Raw genomic sequence first — 18,710 nt, 5'->3', positions numbered from 1 at the left:
GTCCGTCATGGATAGCCAGGAAAAGCTTTTCGACTACCTCAAGCGTGCGTCGGCCGAGCTGCAGGAGACCCGCAAGCGGCTGCGCCGGATGGAGGCGGCCGAGCAGGAGCCGATCGCGATCATCAGCCTGGGCTGCCGTTACCCCGGCGGCGTGAGCGACCCGGAGAGCTTCTGGCAGCTCCTGGAGTCCGGCACCGACGCGGTGGCCGGCCTGCCGACCGACCGTGGGTGGGAGAACCTTCGTCCCGAGAGCCTGGGCGAGGACGAGATCCCGTTCGCCCCGGTGGGTGGATTCCTCTACGACGCGGCGAAGTTCGACCCGGCCTTCTTCGGCATCAGCCCGCGCGAGGCGCTGGCGATGGACCCCCAGCAGCGGCTGATGCTGGAAGTGGCCTGGGAGTCGCTGGAACGGGCGCAGATCGACCCGCGTTCGCTGCGGGGCAGTTCGACCGGCGTCTATGTGGGCGCCGGTTTCGCCGGTTACGGCGAGGGCCTGGTGGAGGCCGACAGCGGCTCCGAGGGCTACCTGCTCACCGGCAGCCAGACCGCGATGATCTCCGGGCGGGTCTCGTACACGCTGGGCCTGGAGGGCCCTTCGGTGACGCTCGACACCGCCTGCTCCTCCTCGCTGGTGGCCCTGCACCTGGCCTGCCAGGCGCTGCGCTCGGGCGACTGTTCGATGGCCCTCGCGGGCGGTGTCGTGGTGATGGTCACCCCGGCCGCCTTCGCCGAGTTCACCAAGCAGCAGGGCATGGCCGCGGACGGGCGCAGCAAGGCCTTCGCCGCCGCCTCGGACGGCATGGGCTGGGGTGAGGGCGCCGGGATCCTGGTGCTGGAGCGCCTTTCTGACGCCCGCCGCAACGGCCACCCGGTGCTCGCGGTGATCGAGGGCAGCGCCGCCAACCAGGACGGCGCCTCCAACGGCCTGACCGCGCCGAACGGCCCCTCGCAGCAGCGGGTGATCCGCGAGGCCCTGGCCAACGCCCGGGTGCGCACCGACCAGGTCGCGGTGGTGGAGGCGCACGGCACCGGCACCACGCTGGGCGACCCGATCGAGGCCCAGGCCCTGCTGGCCACCTACGGATCACCCGGCCAGGAGCCCCGAAGGACAGCGCCGCTGCGGCTGGGCTCGGTGAAGTCGAACATCGGGCACACCCAGGCCGCCGGTGGCGTGGCCGGGGTGATCAAGATGGTGCTGGCGCTGCAGAACCAGCAGATGCCGCAGACGCTGCACATCGACGCGCCCACGCCGCAGGTGGACTGGTCGGCCGGCGAGGTCTCGCTGCTGACCGAGCCGGTGGCGTGGCCCTCGGTGCTGGCCGACGGTGGGGCCCCGCGTCGCGCCGGTGTCTCGGCGTTCGGGGCCAGCGGCACCAACGTCCACGTGATCCTGGCCGAGGCTCCGGCGGCTGCTCCATCGGACGAGGACGCGGAGCCGGCTCAGGTTGCCCCCGCGGCCGAGTCGGTGCTCAGCTCCGGAACCGCCTGGCTGCTCTCCGGCCGTACCGCCGACGCCCTGAGCGGTCAGGCTCATCGTCTGGCCGAGTTCTGCGGCGCCCGCGACGACGTCCCGGTCGTGGACCTGGGCTGGTCGCTGGCCACCACCCGTTCGGTGTTCGAGCAGCGCGCAGTGGTCGTCGGCACCTCACGCGAAGAACTGCTGAGCGGTGTGTCGGCGCTGGCTGCGGGGGAGCAGTCCGGTTCCGTCGTGCGTGGGGTTCCCACCAGTGGACGCTCGCGTTCGGTCTTCGTCTTCCCGGGGCAGGGTTCGCAGTGGGTGGGGATGGGGCGGGCGCTGCTGGCCGAATCGCCGGTCTTCGCCGCGCGCCTGGCCGAGTGTGCGGCCGCCCTGGCGCCGTACGTGGACTGGAACCTGCTGGAGGAGCTGGACGGCCCGCTGCAGCGGGTGGACGTGGTGCAGCCGGTGCTGTGGGCGGTGAATGTCTCGCTGGCTGCGGTGTGGGAAGCGGCCGGTGTGAAGCCGGATGCGGTGGTGGGCCACTCGCAGGGTGAGATCGCGGCTGCGGTGGTTTCTGGTGCGTTGTCGCTGGAGGACGGCGCGCGGGTGGTGGCGTTGCGCAGTCAGGCGTTGAAGGCTTTGTCGGGTCGGGGCGGGATGCTCTCGATCGCTGAGCCGGTGGCGGCGGTGCAGGCGCGTCTGGTTGATGGTGTGACGGTGGCGGCGGTGAACGGGCCGAATGCCACGGTGGTGTCCGGGGATCCGGCTCTGTTGCAGACGTTGGCCGAGCAGGTGGAGGCTGAGGGTGGCCGGGCGCGGATGCTGCCGGTCGACTACGCCTCCCACGGCCCGCAGGTCGATGAGCTGAAGGCCGAGATCCTGCGGCTGCTCGAGGGCATCACGCCGCAGACCGCCCGCATTCCGATGGTCTCGGCCATGACCGGGCTGAAGCTGGAGGGCACTGAGCTCACCGCGCAGTACTGGTACGACAGCCTGCGCGCCCGCGTGGAGTTCTCTCGCGCGGTCGAGGCGCTGGCGCAGCACCGCATCTGGATCGAGGTCTCCGCGCATCCGGTGCTGGCCTCGTCCGTGCTCGACATCCTCGAGGCCGTCCCGGCCGCGGAAGGCACCACCCGGCCCGCGCCGATCGTCACCGGCACCCTGCGTCGGGACGAGGGCGGCGCGACCCGGCTGCTCGCCTCGCTGGCCGAGGTGCACGTCAACGGCGGCACGATCGACTGGGCCAAGGTGCTCCCGGCCGGGCGCCGGGTGGACCTGCCCACCTACGCCTTCCAGCGTCAGCACTTCTGGCCGATCCCGGCTCCGCGGCAGACGCGCACGGTCCAGGGCCTGGAGTCCCCGGCCCAGGAGAAGTTCTGGAACGCGGTCGAGACCGGCGACGTGGCCGCGCTGGCCGACACGCTCGCCCTCGACGGGCAGCGGCTGGAGGACGTCGTCCCGGCCCTGGCCAGCTGGCGACGGCGCGAGCGCGACGACTCCGCGACGGCCGACTGGCGTTACCGGATCACCTGGGTGCCGGTGCCCGGCCAGAGCCTGAACAACGTGATCGGCACCTGGCTGCTGGTCACCCCGGCCAACGAGGCCGGCCAGTCGCAACTGGTCCAGGACGTGACCGCCGCGCTGACCGCCCGAGGCGCGCACATCGTCCACAAGCAGATCGACACCAGCCAGACCGACCCGGCCGTCGTGGCCGCGCAGTTCGCCGGCACCGACACGCCCAGCGGTGTGCTGTCGCTGCTCTCCCTCGACGAGACCCGGCTCGCCGGGCACGTCCACACCACGGGCGGATCCGCCTCCACCCTCACCCTCGTGCGCGCTCTCGGCCTGGCCGGGATCGAAGCGCCGCTGTGGCTGATGACTTCCGGTGCCATGGGGGCCGCGCCCGGGGAGACCCCCGCGAACCCGCCGCAGGCGCAGGCCTGGGGTCTGGGCCGGGTCGCCGGTCTGGAGCACCCGGAGCGCTGGGGCGGCCTGATCGACCTGCCCACCACTCTCGACAGCCGTTCGGCGGAGCACCTGGTCACCGCGCTGACGCTCGGGGAGGACCAGCTCGCCGTTCGTCCCTCGGGCCTTCTCGCCCGCCGCCTCACCCGCGCCGACGGCACCTCGGGCAACCGTTCCTGGAGCCCGCGCGGCACCGTTCTGGTCACCGGTGCCAGCGGCGAGATCGGACCGGAGCTGGCCCGCTGGCTGGCCGCTGCCGGCGCCCAGAAGCTCGTGCTGATCAGCCGCCGCGGCCCCTCGGTGGCCGGCGCCGCCGAGGTGATGGCCGCGCTCGCCGCGGCCGGGACCACGGTCAGCCTGATCACCTGCGACGTGACCGACAAACGTTCCGTGGCAGCTCTTCTGGACCACATCGACGCCCAGGGCCCGGCCCTGTCCAGCGTGATCCACGGCGCCCTGAACGTGAACCTGCAGCCCCTCACCGACACCGACGTGGACCAGCTCGACCTGGCCCTGGGCGCCAAGGTCACCGGTGCGCTCAACCTCGACGAGCTCACCGCCGAGCGCGACCTCGACGCGTTCGTGCTCTTCTCCTCGATCGCCGCCACCTGGGGCGTGCTCGAGCACGGCTCCTACGCCGCGGCCAACGCCCACCTGGACGCACTCGCCCAGAACCGGCGCGCGCGGGGCCTGCCCGCGACCTCCGTGGCCTGGGGGGTGTGGGACACCGGGCAGGAGTCCGAGGCCAAGGCCGGGGTGGAACGCGCACTCAGCGTGGACCCCGAACGCCTGCGGCGCCAGGGTCTTCGACTGCTCGAACCGGCCCGGGCCCTGACCGTTCTGGGACAGGTGCTGGCCGACGACGAGACCGCGGTCGCGGTGGCGGACGTGGACTGGAAGCGTTTCTCCGCGGTGTTCAACGCGGTGCGCTCCTGGCCGCTGCTGCAGGAGATCCCCGAAGCCCGCCAGGCCGAGAACACCGGCGAAGCAGCGGTTGTCGCCACCGGCGAGGCCGCGGATCTGTTGGGACGCCTGTCCGGCGCCTCGGTCGGTCAGCGCGAGCGCACGGTCACCGAGCTGGTGCGTCAGCACGCCGCCGCGGTGCTGGGCTTCGGCTCGGCCGGCGCGGTCGAGGCCGACCGGGCCTTCCGGGACATGGGTTTCGACTCGCTCACCGCGGTCGAACTGCGCACCCGGCTGAACCAGGCCACCGGCCTGCAACTGCCCTCCACGGTGGTCTTCGACTACCCGACGCCGCTGATGCTGGCCCGGCAGATCATCGAGCAGCTGCTGGGCAGCCAGAAGCTCCTCAACGGGGTCGTCGCCACGCGCGGCCCGGTCACCGACGACCCGATCGTCCTGGTCGGCATGGGCTGCCGCTTCCCCGGCGGGGTCGACAGCCCGCAGGCGCTGTGGCGGATGCTCGCCGACGGCGGTGACGCGATCGGTGGTTTCCCGGACGACCGGGGCTGGAACCTGGAGGAGCTGCTCGACGGATCGGCCGCCCGCGAGGGCGGTTTCATGTCCGGCGCGGCCGACTTCGACGCGAACTTCTTCCGGATCAGCCCGCGCGAGGCGCTGGCGATAGACCCGCAGCAGCGCCTGCTGCTGGAGACCTCCTGGCAGGCCCTGGAGAGCGCCGGTCTGGACCCGAACTCGCTGCGTGGCTCGCTGACCGGGGTGTTCGCCGGGGCGGCCTCGTCCGGCTACTCGGGTCAGGCCGGTTTCACCGAGGACGTGGCCGGTCACCTGATCACCGGGAACGTGACCTCGGTGATCTCCGGGCGGGTCTCGTACGCGCTGGGCCTGGAAGGGCCCGCCGTGACCGTCGACACCGCCTGCTCCTCGGCCCTGGTCTCGCTGCACCTGGCCGCCCAGGCGCTGCGCGGCGGCGAGTGCGACCTGGCCCTGGCCGGCGGCGTCATGGTGATCACCGACCCGGGCGAGTTCATCGGCTTCTCCCAGCAGGGCGCGCTGGCCCTGGACGGGCGCTGCAAGGCGTTCTCGGCCGACGCCGACGGCATGGGCCTGGCCGAGGGCGTCGGCATGGTGGTGCTGGAACGGCTTTCGGACGCCCGCCGCAACGGTCACGAGGTGCTCGCGGTGATCGCGGGCAGCGCGGTGAACCAGGACGGCGCCTCCAACGGCCTGTCGGCGCCGAACGGGCCCTCGCAGCAGCGGGTGATCCGCGCCGCCCTGGCCTCGGCCGGGCTGTCGGCGGTGGACGTGGACGCGGTGGAGGGGCACGGCACCGGCACGAAGCTGGGCGACCCGATCGAGGCTCAGGCGCTGCTGGCGACCTACGGTCAGGAACGGGCCGGGGACCAGCCGCTGTGGCTGGGCTCGGTGAAGTCGAACATCGGGCACGCCCAGCAGGCCGCGGGTGTGGCCGGTGTGATCAAGATGGTGCTGGCGCTGCAGCACGGGCTGCTGCCGGCCTCGCTGCACGCGGGCGAGCCGAGCGACCAGGTGGACTGGTCCAGCGGCGCGGTCTCGGTGCTGACCGAGTCCCGGCCCTGGGCCGCGGGTGAGCGGGTACGCCGGGCGGGTGTGTCGGCCTTCGGGATCAGCGGGACCAACGCGCACCTGATCCTGGAGGAGCCCCCGGCCGCCGAGGTCGCAGAGGTTGTGGAGGTCGCGGGCCGGCCCGGGCTCGTCGGCGAGACCGCCTGGCTGGTGTCGAGCCGGGCCCCGGGCGGGCTCGCCGTGGCGGCCGGGCGGCTGCTGGCCGAGCTCGACGGTGAGCCGGCGAGCGGGCTGGATGCCGGGCTGGATTCCGGGCTGGATGCCGGGCCAGATCCTGTGGATGTCGGCTGGTCGCTGGCCACCACCCGATCAACCTTCGAGCACCGCGCCGTGGTCACCGGTGAACTGCGCGAAGGTCTGCAGGCGCTGGCCTCCGGGCTGCCCTCGGCAGCAGTGGTGACCGGTACGGCGGCCGGGGTCGGCCAGACCGTGTTCGTGTTCCCGGGGCAGGGTTCGCAGTGGGTCGGCATGGGACGCGCTCTGGCTGCGGTCTCGCCGGTCTTTGCCGAGCGGTTGAACGAGTGCGCGGTGGCCCTGTCGCCGTTCGTGGAGTGGAACCTGTTCGAGGAGCTGGCCGGCTCTCTGGAGCGGGTGGACGTGGTGCAGCCGGTGCTGTGGGCGGTGAACGTCTCGCTCGCGGCGGTGTGGGAAGCGGCCGGGGTTCGTCCTGACGCTGTTGTCGGGCACTCGCAGGGTGAGATCGCCGCTGCGGTGGTCTCCGGTGCGCTGTCGCTGGAGGACGGCGCCCGGGTGGTGGCGCTGCGCAGTCAGGCGCTGAAGGCGCTGGCGGGTCGCGGCGGGATGCTCTCGATCGCCGAGCCGGTCGCTGTGGTGGAGGCTCGTCTGAGTGGTGATGTGACGGTGGCGGCGGTGAACGGGCCGTCGGCGACGGTGGTCTCGGGTGATCCGGTCCGGTTGGCTGAGCTGCTGGCTGAGGTGGAGGGCGAGGGTGGCCGGGCGCGGATGCTGCCGGTCGACTACGCCTCGCACGGCCCCCAGGTCGATGAGCTGCAGAGCGAAATCCTTCGCCTGCTCGCCGAGGTGAAGCCCCGGGCCGCGCGGATCCCGATGGTCTCGGCCATGACCGGGGAGCACCTGACCGGCACCGAGCTCACGGCGCAGTACTGGTACGACAGCCTGCGGGCCAAGGTCGAGTTCGCCCGCGCCGTCGAGGTGCTGGCCGACGAGGGCTACGGCGTGTTCATCGAGTCCTCGGCCCACCCGGTGCTCACCGCGCCGATCGCCGACATCCTCGACGAGCAGGAAGCGGTGGTGGCGGGCACGCTGCGCCGCGAGGACGGCGGGGCCGACCGGATGCTGGCCTCGCTGGCCGAGGTGCACGTGCGCGGGGTGCACGTCGAATGGCCCGAGGTGCTCCCGGCCGGGCGCCGGGTGGCCCTGCCCACCTACGCCTTCGAGCGTCAGCGCTACTGGCCCAAGGCCACGCCCAAGGCCGAGACGGGCGCGGTGCTGTCCGCCGAGGAGAGCGCGTTCTGGTCGGCGGTCAGCGGCGGCGACCTGAACGGCCTGGCCCAGACCCTGGCCGTGGACGAGGCGCACCTGCGCGAGGTGCTGCCCGCCCTGGCCGCCTGGCGCGAGCGCGAGCAGGGCGAGTCGGTGGTGGCTCCCTGGCGCTACCGGATCACCTGGACCCCGGTCGCGACGCCGGCCACGGCATCCCGGACCCCGCTGTCGGGGACCTGGCTGCTGGTCGCTCCGGCCGGTTCGGTCGAGGCGGCCGGCCTGGACGCGGCCGAGGAGTCGGGCGCGGTCCCGGTGCAGGTGGCCCGGGCGCTTGCCCAGGCCGGTGCGGCGCTGCTGATCTGCGAGGTCGCCCCCGGCGAGGTGTCCCGCGACGTGCTGCGCACCCAGATCGCGGCGGCCGGGCAGGACCTCGCCGGCGTGGTCTCGCTGCTGGCGCTGGAGGAGGCCCCGCTGGCGACGGCCCCGATCGTCCCGACCGGTCTGGCCGCGACCACCAGCCTGATCCAGGCCCTCGGCGACGCCGGTGTGCAGGCACCCCTGTGGGTGCTCACCACCGGCGCCGTGAGCACGGTGGCCGGCGAGCCGGCGAGCAACCCGGTGCAGGCCCGGACCTGGGCGCTCGGCCGGGTGGCGGCCCTCGAGTTCCCGACCCGCTGGGGCGGGCTCGTCGACCTGCAGACCTCCTCGATCGGCAACCTGGCCGCCGTCCTGGCCGGAACCACCGGTGAGGACCAGGTCGCGCTGCGCGACAACGGAATCCACGCCCGCCGCCTGGTGCGGGCGGGCCGGGCCAAGAAGAAGGGCGCCGGCTGGACGCCGCGCGGCACGGTGCTCATCACCGGCGGCACCGGGGGAGTCGGCGGGCACATCAGCCGCTGGCTGAGCACCCGCGGCGCCCAGCGAGTGGTGCTCACCAGCCGCTCCGGTGCCACGGCGGCCGGAACCGCCGCGCTGGCCGCCCAGCTGGCCCAGGCCGGCACGAGCGTGGCCGTGCTCAGCAACGACATCGGCGACCGCGAGCAGGTCGAGAACCTGCTGGCCTGGATCGGGCGCACCGGCCCGGCCCTGAGCTCGGTGCTGCACGCCGCGGGAGCGCCGGTCGGCGGTCCGCTGGAAGAGGTCGGCCTGGCCGACCTGGAGCGCGCTCTGCAGGCCAAGGTCGGCGGCGCCGAGCTGCTGGACGAGCTGACCGAGGACCTCGACGCGTTCGTCATGTTCTCCTCCGGCGCAGCGACCTGGGGCAGTGGGCGCCTGTCGGCCTACGCCGCGGGCAACGCCGCCCTCGACGCCCTGGTCGAACAGCGCCGCGCTCGCGGCGAAGCCGGAACCTCTGCCGCCTGGGGCCTTTGGGGTGGCGGCGGCATGGGCGAGGGCTACGCCGGTGAACTGCTGCAGCGTCTGGGTCTTCGCGAGATGGACCCGGCCCCGGCGGTGGCGGCGCTGGCCCAGATCATGGACGCCGGCGAGGACCTGGTCACGGTCGCGGACATCGACTGGGACAAGTTCGCGACGCTCTTCACGGTCCAGCGCCCGAGCCGGCTGCTGGCCGACATCCCCGATGCCCAGCAGCAGCCGGTCACCGAGGACGTCGGCGCCCAGGACACTGCGCTGCTGCGTCAGCTGCGCGGCCTGAGCGACGCCGACGCCGAGCGGGTCCTCACCGATCTGGTGCGCGGTGAGGTCGCGGCGGTGCTGGGGCACTCCTCCGGCGAGGTGGTGCTGCCCACCCGCCCGTTCAAGGACCTGGGCTTCGACTCTTTGACAGCGGTCGATCTGCGCACCCGGCTGAACACGGCCACCGGTCTGAAACTGCCCGCCACCCTGGTCTTCGACCATCCCACGGTGGCCGCGGTGGTGCAGTTGCTGCGCTCCGAACTGCTCGGCGAGCTCACCGAGCTCGACGCCCACGCACCCACCCTGCGCGCCGCCGACCTCGGTGAGCCGATCGCGATCGTGGGTATGGGCTGCAAGTTCCCCGGCGGGGTGAACGACCCCGAGGGCTACTGGCGGCTGATGGCCGAGGGCATCGACGCGATCTCGCCGTTCCCGACCGACCGCAACTGGGACAGCGAGGGCCTGTACTCCAACCTCGACGGCACCACCTCCGAGACCCGGGTCGGCGGTTTCCTCTACGACGCCGGGTACTTCGACCCGGAGTTCTTCGGGATCAGCCCGCGCGAGGCGGTCACCCTCGACCCGCAGCAGCGGCTCCTGCTGGAGACCGCCTACGAGGCGGTCGAACGGGCCGGCATCGACCCGGCCGCGCTGAAGGGCACGCCCACCGGCGTCTTCGTCGGTGCCGGCTTCGGCGGTTACGGCGCCGACCTGATCCACGAGGGCGGGCACGAGGGCTACATGCTCATCGGCGCCCTGACTTCGGTCATCTCCGGGCGCATCTCGTACACCCTGGGCCTGGAGGGGCCGGCCGTCACGGTCGACACCGCCTGCTCCTCGGCCCTGGTCGCGATGCACCAGGCCTGCCAGGCGCTGCGCGCCGGGGAGATCTCGATGGCCCTGACCGGCGGCGTGGCCGTGATGGCCACCCCCTCGGCCTTCGCCGAGTTCTCCCGCCAGGACGGCCTGGCCTTCGACGGCCGGTCCAAGGCCTTCGCGGCCGACGCGGACGGCATCGGCTGGGGCGAGGGCGCCGGGATCATCGTGCTGGAGCGCCTCTCCGACGCCCGGCGCAACGGCCACCAGGTGCTCGCGGTGATCGCCGGCAGCGCGATGAACCAGGACGGCGCCTCCAACGGCATCACCGCCCCGCACGGTCCCTCGCAGCAGCGGGTGATCCGGGCCGCGCTGGCCTCGGCGGGCCTGCGCCCGGACGAGGTGGACGCGGTCGAGGCGCACGGCACCGGTACCGCGCTGGGCGACCCGATCGAGGCCCAGGCGCTGCTGGCCACCTACGGCAGGAACCGTCCCGAGGGCCGGCCGCTGTGGCTGGGCTCGGTGAAGTCGAACATCGGCCACACCCAGACCGCCTCCGGCGTGGCCAGCGTGATCAAACTCGTTCTGGCGCTGCAGAACCAGCAGCTGCCGCGCACCCTGCACGCCGCCGAGCGCACCCCACAGGTGGACTGGTCGGTCGGTGACGTCGAACTGCTGAACGAGGCGGTGCACTGGCCCTCGACCCTGGCCGAGGACGGCCGGGCCCGCCGGGCGGGTGTGTCCTCGTTCGGGGTGAGCGGCACGAACGTGCACGCGATCATCGAAGAGGCGCCGGTCTTCGAAGAGCTTCCGACCCAGGACGAGGGTCAGCTCGCCGAAGCGGGGGAGCTGGTCGAGCCGGCTGTGCCCGTGCTCACCGGCGATGAGGTGCCGTGGCTGGTCTCGGCCCGTTCCGGCGCCGCGCTGGCCGCCCAGGCCGCCCGGGTGGGTGGGTTCCTGCGCAGCCACGAGCGCGAGGCCGCCGAGGTGGCCTGGTCGCTGCTGGCCAGCCGGTCGCTGTTCGAGCACCGCGCGGTCGTGATCGGCAGCGCCCCGCACGAACTGCTGGCCGGGCTCGGGGCGGTGGCCGGCGGTGAGCCGGCCGGGAACGTGGTGACCGGCGCGGTGCCGATCGGTGTCGGCATCGGCAAGGTCGCGTTCGTCTTCCCGGGGCAGGGCTCGCAGTGGATCGGCATGGGACGCGCCCTGCTGGCCGACTCGCCGGTGTTCGCCGCGCGGATGGCCGAGTGCGCGGCCGCACTGTCGGCCTTCGTGGAGTGGAACCTGCTGGACGAGCTCGCCGGCCCGCTGGAGCGGGTGGACGTGGTGCAGCCGGTGCTGTGGGCGGTGAACGTCTCGCTCGCGGCGGTCTGGGAGGCCGCGGGCGTTCGTCCGGACGCCGTGGTCGGGCACTCGCAGGGTGAGATCGCCGCCGCGGTGGTCTCCGGAGCGTTGTCGCTGGAGGACGGCGCCCGGGTGGTGGCGCTGCGCAGTCAGGCGCTGAGGGCGCTGTCCGGGCGCGGCGGGATGCTCTCGATCGCCGAGCCGGTGGCGGTGGTCGAAGCCCGTCTGACCGAGGGCGTGACGGTGGCGGCGGTGAACGGGCCGAACGCCACGGTCGTGTCCGGTGACCCGGCGGTGCTGGAGGTGCTGGCCGCGCAGGTGGAGGCCGAGGGTGGCCGGGCGCGGATGCTGCCGGTCGACTATGCCTCGCACGGCCCGCAGGTCGATGAGCTGCGGGAAGAGATCCTGCGCCTGCTCGACGGCGTCATGCCGCAGACCGCGCGGATCCCGATGGTCTCGGCCATGACCGGGCTGAAGCTGGACGGCACCGAACTCACCGCGCAGTACTGGTACGACAGCCTGCGGGCCAAGGTCGAGTTCGCGCAGGCGATCCAGGTGCTGGGACGCGAGCACTTCGGCGTGTTCATCGAGTCCTCGGCCCACCCCGTCCTCACCAACCCCGTCACCGACACCCTGGAGAAGGTGCTCGACGGCGCCGGTGCCCTGGCACTCGAACCCGTCGTGGTCGGCACCCTGCGCCGCGAGGACGGTGGCGCCGCCCGGATGCTGGCCTCGCTGGCCGAGGTGCACGTGCGCGGGGTCGAGGTGGACTGGACCCGGATCGTTGCCGAGACCCCGATCGTCGAACTGCCCACCTACGCCTTCCAGCGCCGCCGGTACTGGCCCAACCCGGCGCCCGCGCCGGTCGCGACGCCGGCCAAGCAGCACGACGACGAGTTCTGGGACGCGGTGGAGTCCGGCGACCTCGAAGGCCTGGCCGGGAAACTGGCGATCGCCTCGGACGACCTGGAGCCGCTGCTGCCCGCCCTGGCCGGCTGGCGTCACCGCGAGCGCGACGAGTCGCTGAGTGCGGCCTGGCGCTACCGGATCACCTGGGTGCCGATGCCGGACGCCGCGCCGGCCCCGCTGAGCGGGACCTGGGTGCTGGTGGTCCCGGACCGGACCGACGCCTCCGAACTGGCCGACGCACTCAAGTCCGCCTTGAGCGAGCGGGGTGCCCAGGTCGTCCTCTGTTCGGTCCCGACCGACAAGGTGAGCCGCGCCGCCATCGGCGAGCTGCTCGCCGACCGCGTGGGCGAACAGGCCCTGGCAGGCGTCATCTCGCTGATGGCGCTGGCCGAGGAGCCGCTGCCGGGCCAGGTGCACGTGCCCACCGGCACCGCCGGTCTACTCGCTCTGGCCCAGGCGCTGGGCGACCTGGGTGTGGGCGCGCCGCTGTGGGCCCTCACCCGGGGTGGCGTGGGTACCGACCACGCGCCCACGAACCCGGTTCAGGCGCAGACCTGGGGCCTGGGGCGGACCATCGGCGTCGAGCACCCGGACCGCTGGGGTGGTCTGGTCGACCTGCCCGAGGTCTTCGACGAGCGGGCGGCGACGCTGCTCGTCGGTGCTTTGCAGAACCGCAGCGAGGACCAGGTCGCGATCCGCCCGGGTGGTCTGCTGGCCCGGCGCCTGGTCCGCGCCACCCCGCGAAAGACCACGACAGACATCAAGAACTGGGCGCAGGGCAGTGTCCTGATCACGGGTGCCAGCGGGGCGATCGGGCCGGACCTCACGGCCTGGCTGGTCGAGGCCGGCGTGCAGCACCTGGTGCTGACCACGCGCCGCGGCCCCCAGACCCCCGGCGCTGCAACGCTGGCGGCCTCACTGGCCGAGGCCGGGGCGACGGTCACCATGGTGGCTTGCGACGTCACCAGCAAGCCCGCGATGCAGGGGCTTCTGGACCACATCCCGACCGTGGCGCCGAAGCTCTCGATGGTCATCCACTCGGCCGTGGCGGTCGAGCTGATGGCCGCGGACGTGACCGGGGTGGACGACCTGGCCCTGGCCCTCGGCGCCAAGGTCGGCGGCGCGCAGGTGCTCGACGAGCTCACCGCGGAGCTGGATCTGGCCGCGCTGGTGTTCTTCTCCTCCATCACCGCGACCTGGGGTGTGGGCGAGCACGCGACCTACGCCGCGGCCAACGCCCACCTCGACGCCCTGGCCGAGAACCGCCGCGCCCGTGGCCTTCCCGCGACCTCCATCGCCTGGGGCGTGTGGGGTTCGGGCGGACGTTTCGACGACGACAACGCCGCCGAACGCCCGCTCAGCCTGGTCCCGGAGCGCCTGCGGCGTCAGGGCCTGAGCCTGCTGGAGCCGCAGCGCGCCCTCGGCGTGTTCGGGCAGGTGCTGGCCGACGACGAGACCGTTCTCTCCGTGGCCGACGTGGACTGGGACCGCTTCTCGGCGGTGTTCAGCGCGATGCGCTCGTGGCCCCTGCTCAACGGTGTGCCCGAGGCCCGTCAGATCGTGACCCAGGCACCGGAAAGGGCCACGGGCGAGGGCGGCGCGCTGCAGGAACGTCTGCGTGGACTCTCGGCCGGGCAGCAGGAGCGGATCGTCACCGACCTGGTCAGCTCGCACGCGGCGGCGGTGCTCGGCTTCACCTCCGGCGACTCGGTGCAGGCCGCGCAGGCGTTCCGGGACATGGGCTTCGACTCGCTCACCGCGGTCGAGCTGCGCTCCCGCCTGAACCAGGCCACCGGCCTGCAGCTGCCGACCACGGTGGTGTTCGACTACCCCTCGCCGGTGGTCCTGGCCCGCCAGATCGTCACCGAGCTGACCGGCACCTCGGCAGCCGTCGCCCAGAGCCGGGTGGCGCCGATCGACGCCTCCGACCCGATCGTCATCGTCGGTATGGGCTGCCGCTACCCGGGCGGGATCGACAGCCCGGCGGCGCTGTGGAAGCTGCTGGACGAGGGCGGCGACGCCATCGGCGGCTTCCCCGCCGACCGCGGCTGGGACCTGGAGGAGCTGCGCGAGACCGCCTCGGCCACCCGCGAGGGCGGGTTCATGAGCGGCGCCGCGGACTTCGACCCGGCGTTCTTCCGGATCAGCCCGCGCGAGGCGCTGGCGATGGACCCGCAGCAGCGCCTGCTGCTCGAGACCTCCTGGGAGGCGATGGAGAACGCGGGCATCGCGCCCACCTCGCTGCAGGGCTCGCTGACCGGTGTGTTCGCCGGCGCCGCGGGCTCGGGCTACGCAGCGCAGGGCGGCTTCGACGCCGAGACCGCCGGGCACCTGATCACCGGCAACGTGACCTCGGTGATCTCCGGCCGGATCTCGTACACCCTCGGCCTGGAAGGCCCCGCCGTCACGGTGGACACGGCCTGCTCCTCGGCCCTGGTGGCCCTGCACCTGGCCGCCCAGGCGCTGCGGGCGGGGGAGTGCGACCTGGCCCTGGCCGGCGGTGTGATGGTGATCGCCGACCCGAGCGAATTCATCGGCTTCTCCCAGCAGGGGGCCCTTGCGGCGGACGGGCGCTCGAAGGCGTTCTCGGCCGAGGCCGACGGCATGGGCCTTTCCGAAGGCGCGGGAATGATCGTGCTGGAGAGGCTTTCGGACGCCCGCCGCAACGGGCACCCGGTTCTTGCCATGGTCGCCGGTAGCGCTATCAACCAGGACGGCGCCTCGAACGGCCTTTCCGCGCCGAACGGGCCTTCCCAGCAGCGCGTCATCCGGGCGGCCCTGGCCTCGGCCGGGCTGTCGGCGGCCGACGTGGACGCGGTCGAGGCGCACGGCACCGGCACCCGCCTGGGCGACCCGATCGAGGCTCAGGCCCTGCTGGCCACCTACGGCCAGGACCGGCCCGCCGAGCGCCCGCTGTGGCTGGGCGCGGTGAAGTCGAACATCGGCCACTCGCAGCAGGCCTCGGGTGCGGCCGGAATCATGAAGATGGTGATGGCCCTGCAGCACGGCCGGCTCCCGGCCACCCTGCACGCGGCCACCCCGTCGCCGCAGGTCGACTGGAGCGCCGGGAACGTGCGGCTGCTGCACGAGCCGGTCGACTGGAAGGCCGATCCCTCCGACGGACACGTTCGGCGCGCGGGCGTCTCGGCCTTCGGCATCAGCGGCACGAACGCGCACATCATCCTGGCCGAGCCGCCGGCGGCCGAAGAGATCGAGGTCGAGGACGAGGCCGCACCGGTGGTCTCCGGCCCCTCGACCGCCTGGCTGATCTCGGCCCAGTCGGCGCCGGCGCTGCACGAACAGGCCGCCCGCCTGGTCGCCTCGGTGCACGGCACCACCCGGCCGGTCGACATCGGCTGGTCGCTGGCCACCACCCGCTCGACGTTCGAGCACCGCGCGGTGGTCACCGGTTCCAGCGCCGAACTGCTCTCCGGCCTCGAGGCGCTCGCCGCCGGGCTGCCCTCACCGGCCCTGGTCACCGGGGCCGCCGGGGCCGCGGCCGAGCGGGTGGTGTTCGTCTTCCCCGGCCAGGGTTCGCAGTGGGCCGGCATGGGACGGGCGCTGGCGGCCTCCTCGCCGGTGTTCGCCGAACGCCTGAATGAGTGCGCGGTGGCTTTGTCGCCGTTCGTGGAGTGGAACCTGCTGGAGGAGCTTCAGGGTTCCTTGGAGCGGGTGGACGTGGTGCAGCCGGTGCTGTGGGCGGTGCACGTCTCGCTCGCGGCGGTCTGGGAGGCCGCCGGGGTCTCGCCGGACGCGGTGGTCGGGCACTCGCAGGGTGAGATCGCGGCTGCGGTCGTGTCCGGGGCGCTGTCGCTGGAGGACGGCGCTCGCGTGGTCGCCCTGCGCAGTCAGGCTCTGAAGGCGCTGGCCGGGCGGGGGGCGATGCTGTCGATCGCTGAGCCGGTGACGGTGGTCGAGGGGCGCCTGAGTGGTCTGAGTGAGCTGAGTGGTCTGAGCGGTGACGTGACGGTGGCCGCGGTGAACGGGCCGGGCTCCACGGTGGTGTCGGGCGATGCGGCGCTGCTGCAGGCGCTGGCCGGGCAGATCGAGGCCGAGGGGGGCCGGGCCCGGATGCTCCCGGTCGACTACGCCTCGCACGGCCCCCAGGTGGACGAACTGCAGCACGAGATCCTGCGTGTCCTGGCCGAGGTGAAGCCCCAGCCTGCCCGGGTCCCGATGGTCTCGGCCCTGACCGGGGCCTGGCTGGAGGGCACCGAGCTGGACGCCCGCTACTGGTACGACAGCCTGCGCAACCGCGTCGAGTTCTCCCGGGCGATCGAGGTGCTCAGCAACGACGGCTACGGCGCGTTCGTCGAGTCCTCCGCGCACCCGGTGCTCACCGCCGGGATCATTGATCTGCTCGAGAACCTGGGCCACGACGAGCCCGTCGTGACCGGCACCCTGCGCCGCGAGGACGGTGGCGCCGATCGGCTGCTGGCCGCGCTGGCCAGCGTCCACGTGAGAGGCATTGCCGTCGACTGGGCCTCGGTGCTGCCCAAGGGCGAGAAGGTGGCCCTGCCCACCTACGCCTTCCAGCGACGCCGCTACTGGCCCGAGCCGGTGCCCGGCACCCGCCGCGAGCGTCCCACGGTCAGCACCGCGGACTGGCGTTACCGGGTCACCTGGGCCGCCCTGCCCGAACCCCAGCCGGCCCAGCTGTTCGGCACCTGGCTGCTCGTGGTCCCCACCGGCTCCGGCGCCCTGGCCGAGCAGTGCGCCCAGGCCCTGATGGGCCACGGCGCCGAGGTTCAGGTGCTCGAGGCCGGCGGTGTGAACCGGGCGGCCCTGGCCACCCGGCTGACCGAGGCGGCCAGCGAAGAGCCGTTCGCCGGGGTGCTCTCGCTCCTGGCGCTCAACGAGAAGCCCATGGCCGAGCTGGGATCCGTGCCCCAGGGCCTGGCCGGGACGATGGTCCTGGCCCAGGCGCTGGGCGACAGCGGCATCACGGCACCGCTGTGGGTGCTCACCACCGAGGCGGTCAGCACCGTCAAGGGTGAGGTGAAGCACCCGCGTCAGGCCGAGACCCAGGCGTTCGCCAGGGTGATCGGGCTGGAACACCCCGACCGCTGGGGTGGGCTGGTGGACGTCCCCTCGCAGTGGGACCCGACCACCGCCCCAAGGCTCGCCGCGGCGCTCACCGCGGTGGCCGCCGACGGTGGCGAGGACCAGATCGCGATCCGCGAGGAAGGGCTGTTCGGGCGCAGGCTCGTCCGTATTACCCGCCCGGCGACCCAGAACGCATGGACGCCCGCGGGCACGGTGCTCGTGACTGGCGGTACCGGCGGGGTCGGCGGGCACGTCTCGCGCTGGCTCAGCGACAAGGGCGCCCGGCGGATCGTGCTGTCGAGCCGATCGGGCCCGAACGCCTCCGGAGCCGTGGCGCTCGCCGTCGAGCTGGCCGAGCGGGGCACCGAGGCAACGATTGTGGGCTGCGACATCGGTGAGCGCGGGCAGACCGCGGCCATGCTGAAGTGGATCGACGGCAGCGGCCCGGCGCTCAGTTCGGTGATGCACGCGGCCGGGGCCGGGCTGGCCGGCCCGGTCGAGGGCATGGTGCCGGCCGAGCTCGAGGGCTCGCTGAAGGCCAAGGCCGTGGGGGCCATGCACCTGGACGAGCTCACCTCCGGTCTGGACGCCTTCGTGGTGTTCTCCTCCGGTGCGGCCACCTGGGGCAGCGGACAGCTGTCCGGTTACGCCGCGGCCAACGGCGCCCTCGACGTCCTGGTCGAGAACCGCCGGGCCCGCGGGGAAGCCGGGACGTCGGTGGCCTGGGGTCTGTGGGGCGGCGGCGGGATGGGCGAGGGCCTGGCCGGCGACGTGCTGCAGCGGATGGGCATGCGCGAGATGGACCCGCGGGTCGCGGTCGGTGCCCTGGCCGAGGTGATGGCCGACGGCGAGGACGTGGTCGCGGTCGCGGACATCGACTGGGACCGGTTCGCCCCGGTGTTCACCGCGCAGCGGCCCAGCCGGCTGCTCGCCGAGATCGCCGAGGCGCAGGCCGCTCTGGGCCTGGCCGGGACCGAGGACGAGGCGGCTTCCGGCTCGGCGCTGAGCGAGCGGCTGGAGGGCCTGGACCGGGCCGGGCAGCAGGAGTTCCTGACCGACCTGGTGCGGGCCGAGGCCGCGGCGGTGCTCGGCTACGGCTCGGTCGCCGACGTGCCGGGCGACCGTCCGTTCAAGGATCTGGGGTTCGACTCGCTGACCGCGGTCGACCTGCGCACCCGCCTCAACGCCGCGACCGGGCTGAAGCTGCCGGCCACGCTGGTGTTCGACTACCCGACCCCGGCGGTCCTGGCGGACTTCGTCCGCTCCCGCGCGGTGGACGAGAAGTCCGACTACGCGCTGGCCCTGGCCGAGGTGAAGAAGCTGGAACTGGTGGTGGCCCGGGCCAGCTGGGACGCCACCGAACGGCAGGACCTGACCGCCCGCCTGGAGGCGCTGGGCCTGCGCCTGCGGGGCGAGGCCCCGACCGCAGACATCGACCGTGAGCTGGAGTCGGCGACCGACGACGAGATGTTCGATCTCGTCGAGGCGGAACTCCGCGACGTCGACTTCGACTGACTCGACTTTCCACAAGAACTCTAGGGGTACT

Annotated in this window: 1 protein-coding gene; it reads left to right on the top strand. The window is 73.3% G+C overall.

The window, feature by feature from the left end; translation table 11 throughout:
* The first annotated feature begins 7 nt into the window (after window positions 1–7).
* Window positions 8–18,679: a type I polyketide synthase gene (locus tag QSK18_RS17705; RefSeq protein ID WP_285620578.1), complete on the top strand. Its 18,672-nt coding sequence runs from the start codon at window positions 8–10 to the stop codon at window positions 18,677–18,679.
* The last annotated feature ends 31 nt before the right edge of the window (window positions 18,680–18,710 follow it).

This window comes from Kineosporia sp. NBRC 101677, from assembly GCF_030269265.1.
GTDB classification, from domain to species: domain Bacteria; phylum Actinomycetota; class Actinomycetes; order Actinomycetales; family Kineosporiaceae; genus Kineosporia; species Kineosporia rhizophila.
The sequence above is the reverse complement of the archived record's forward strand: the minus strand, read 5'-3'. Positions and strand labels throughout refer to the sequence as shown.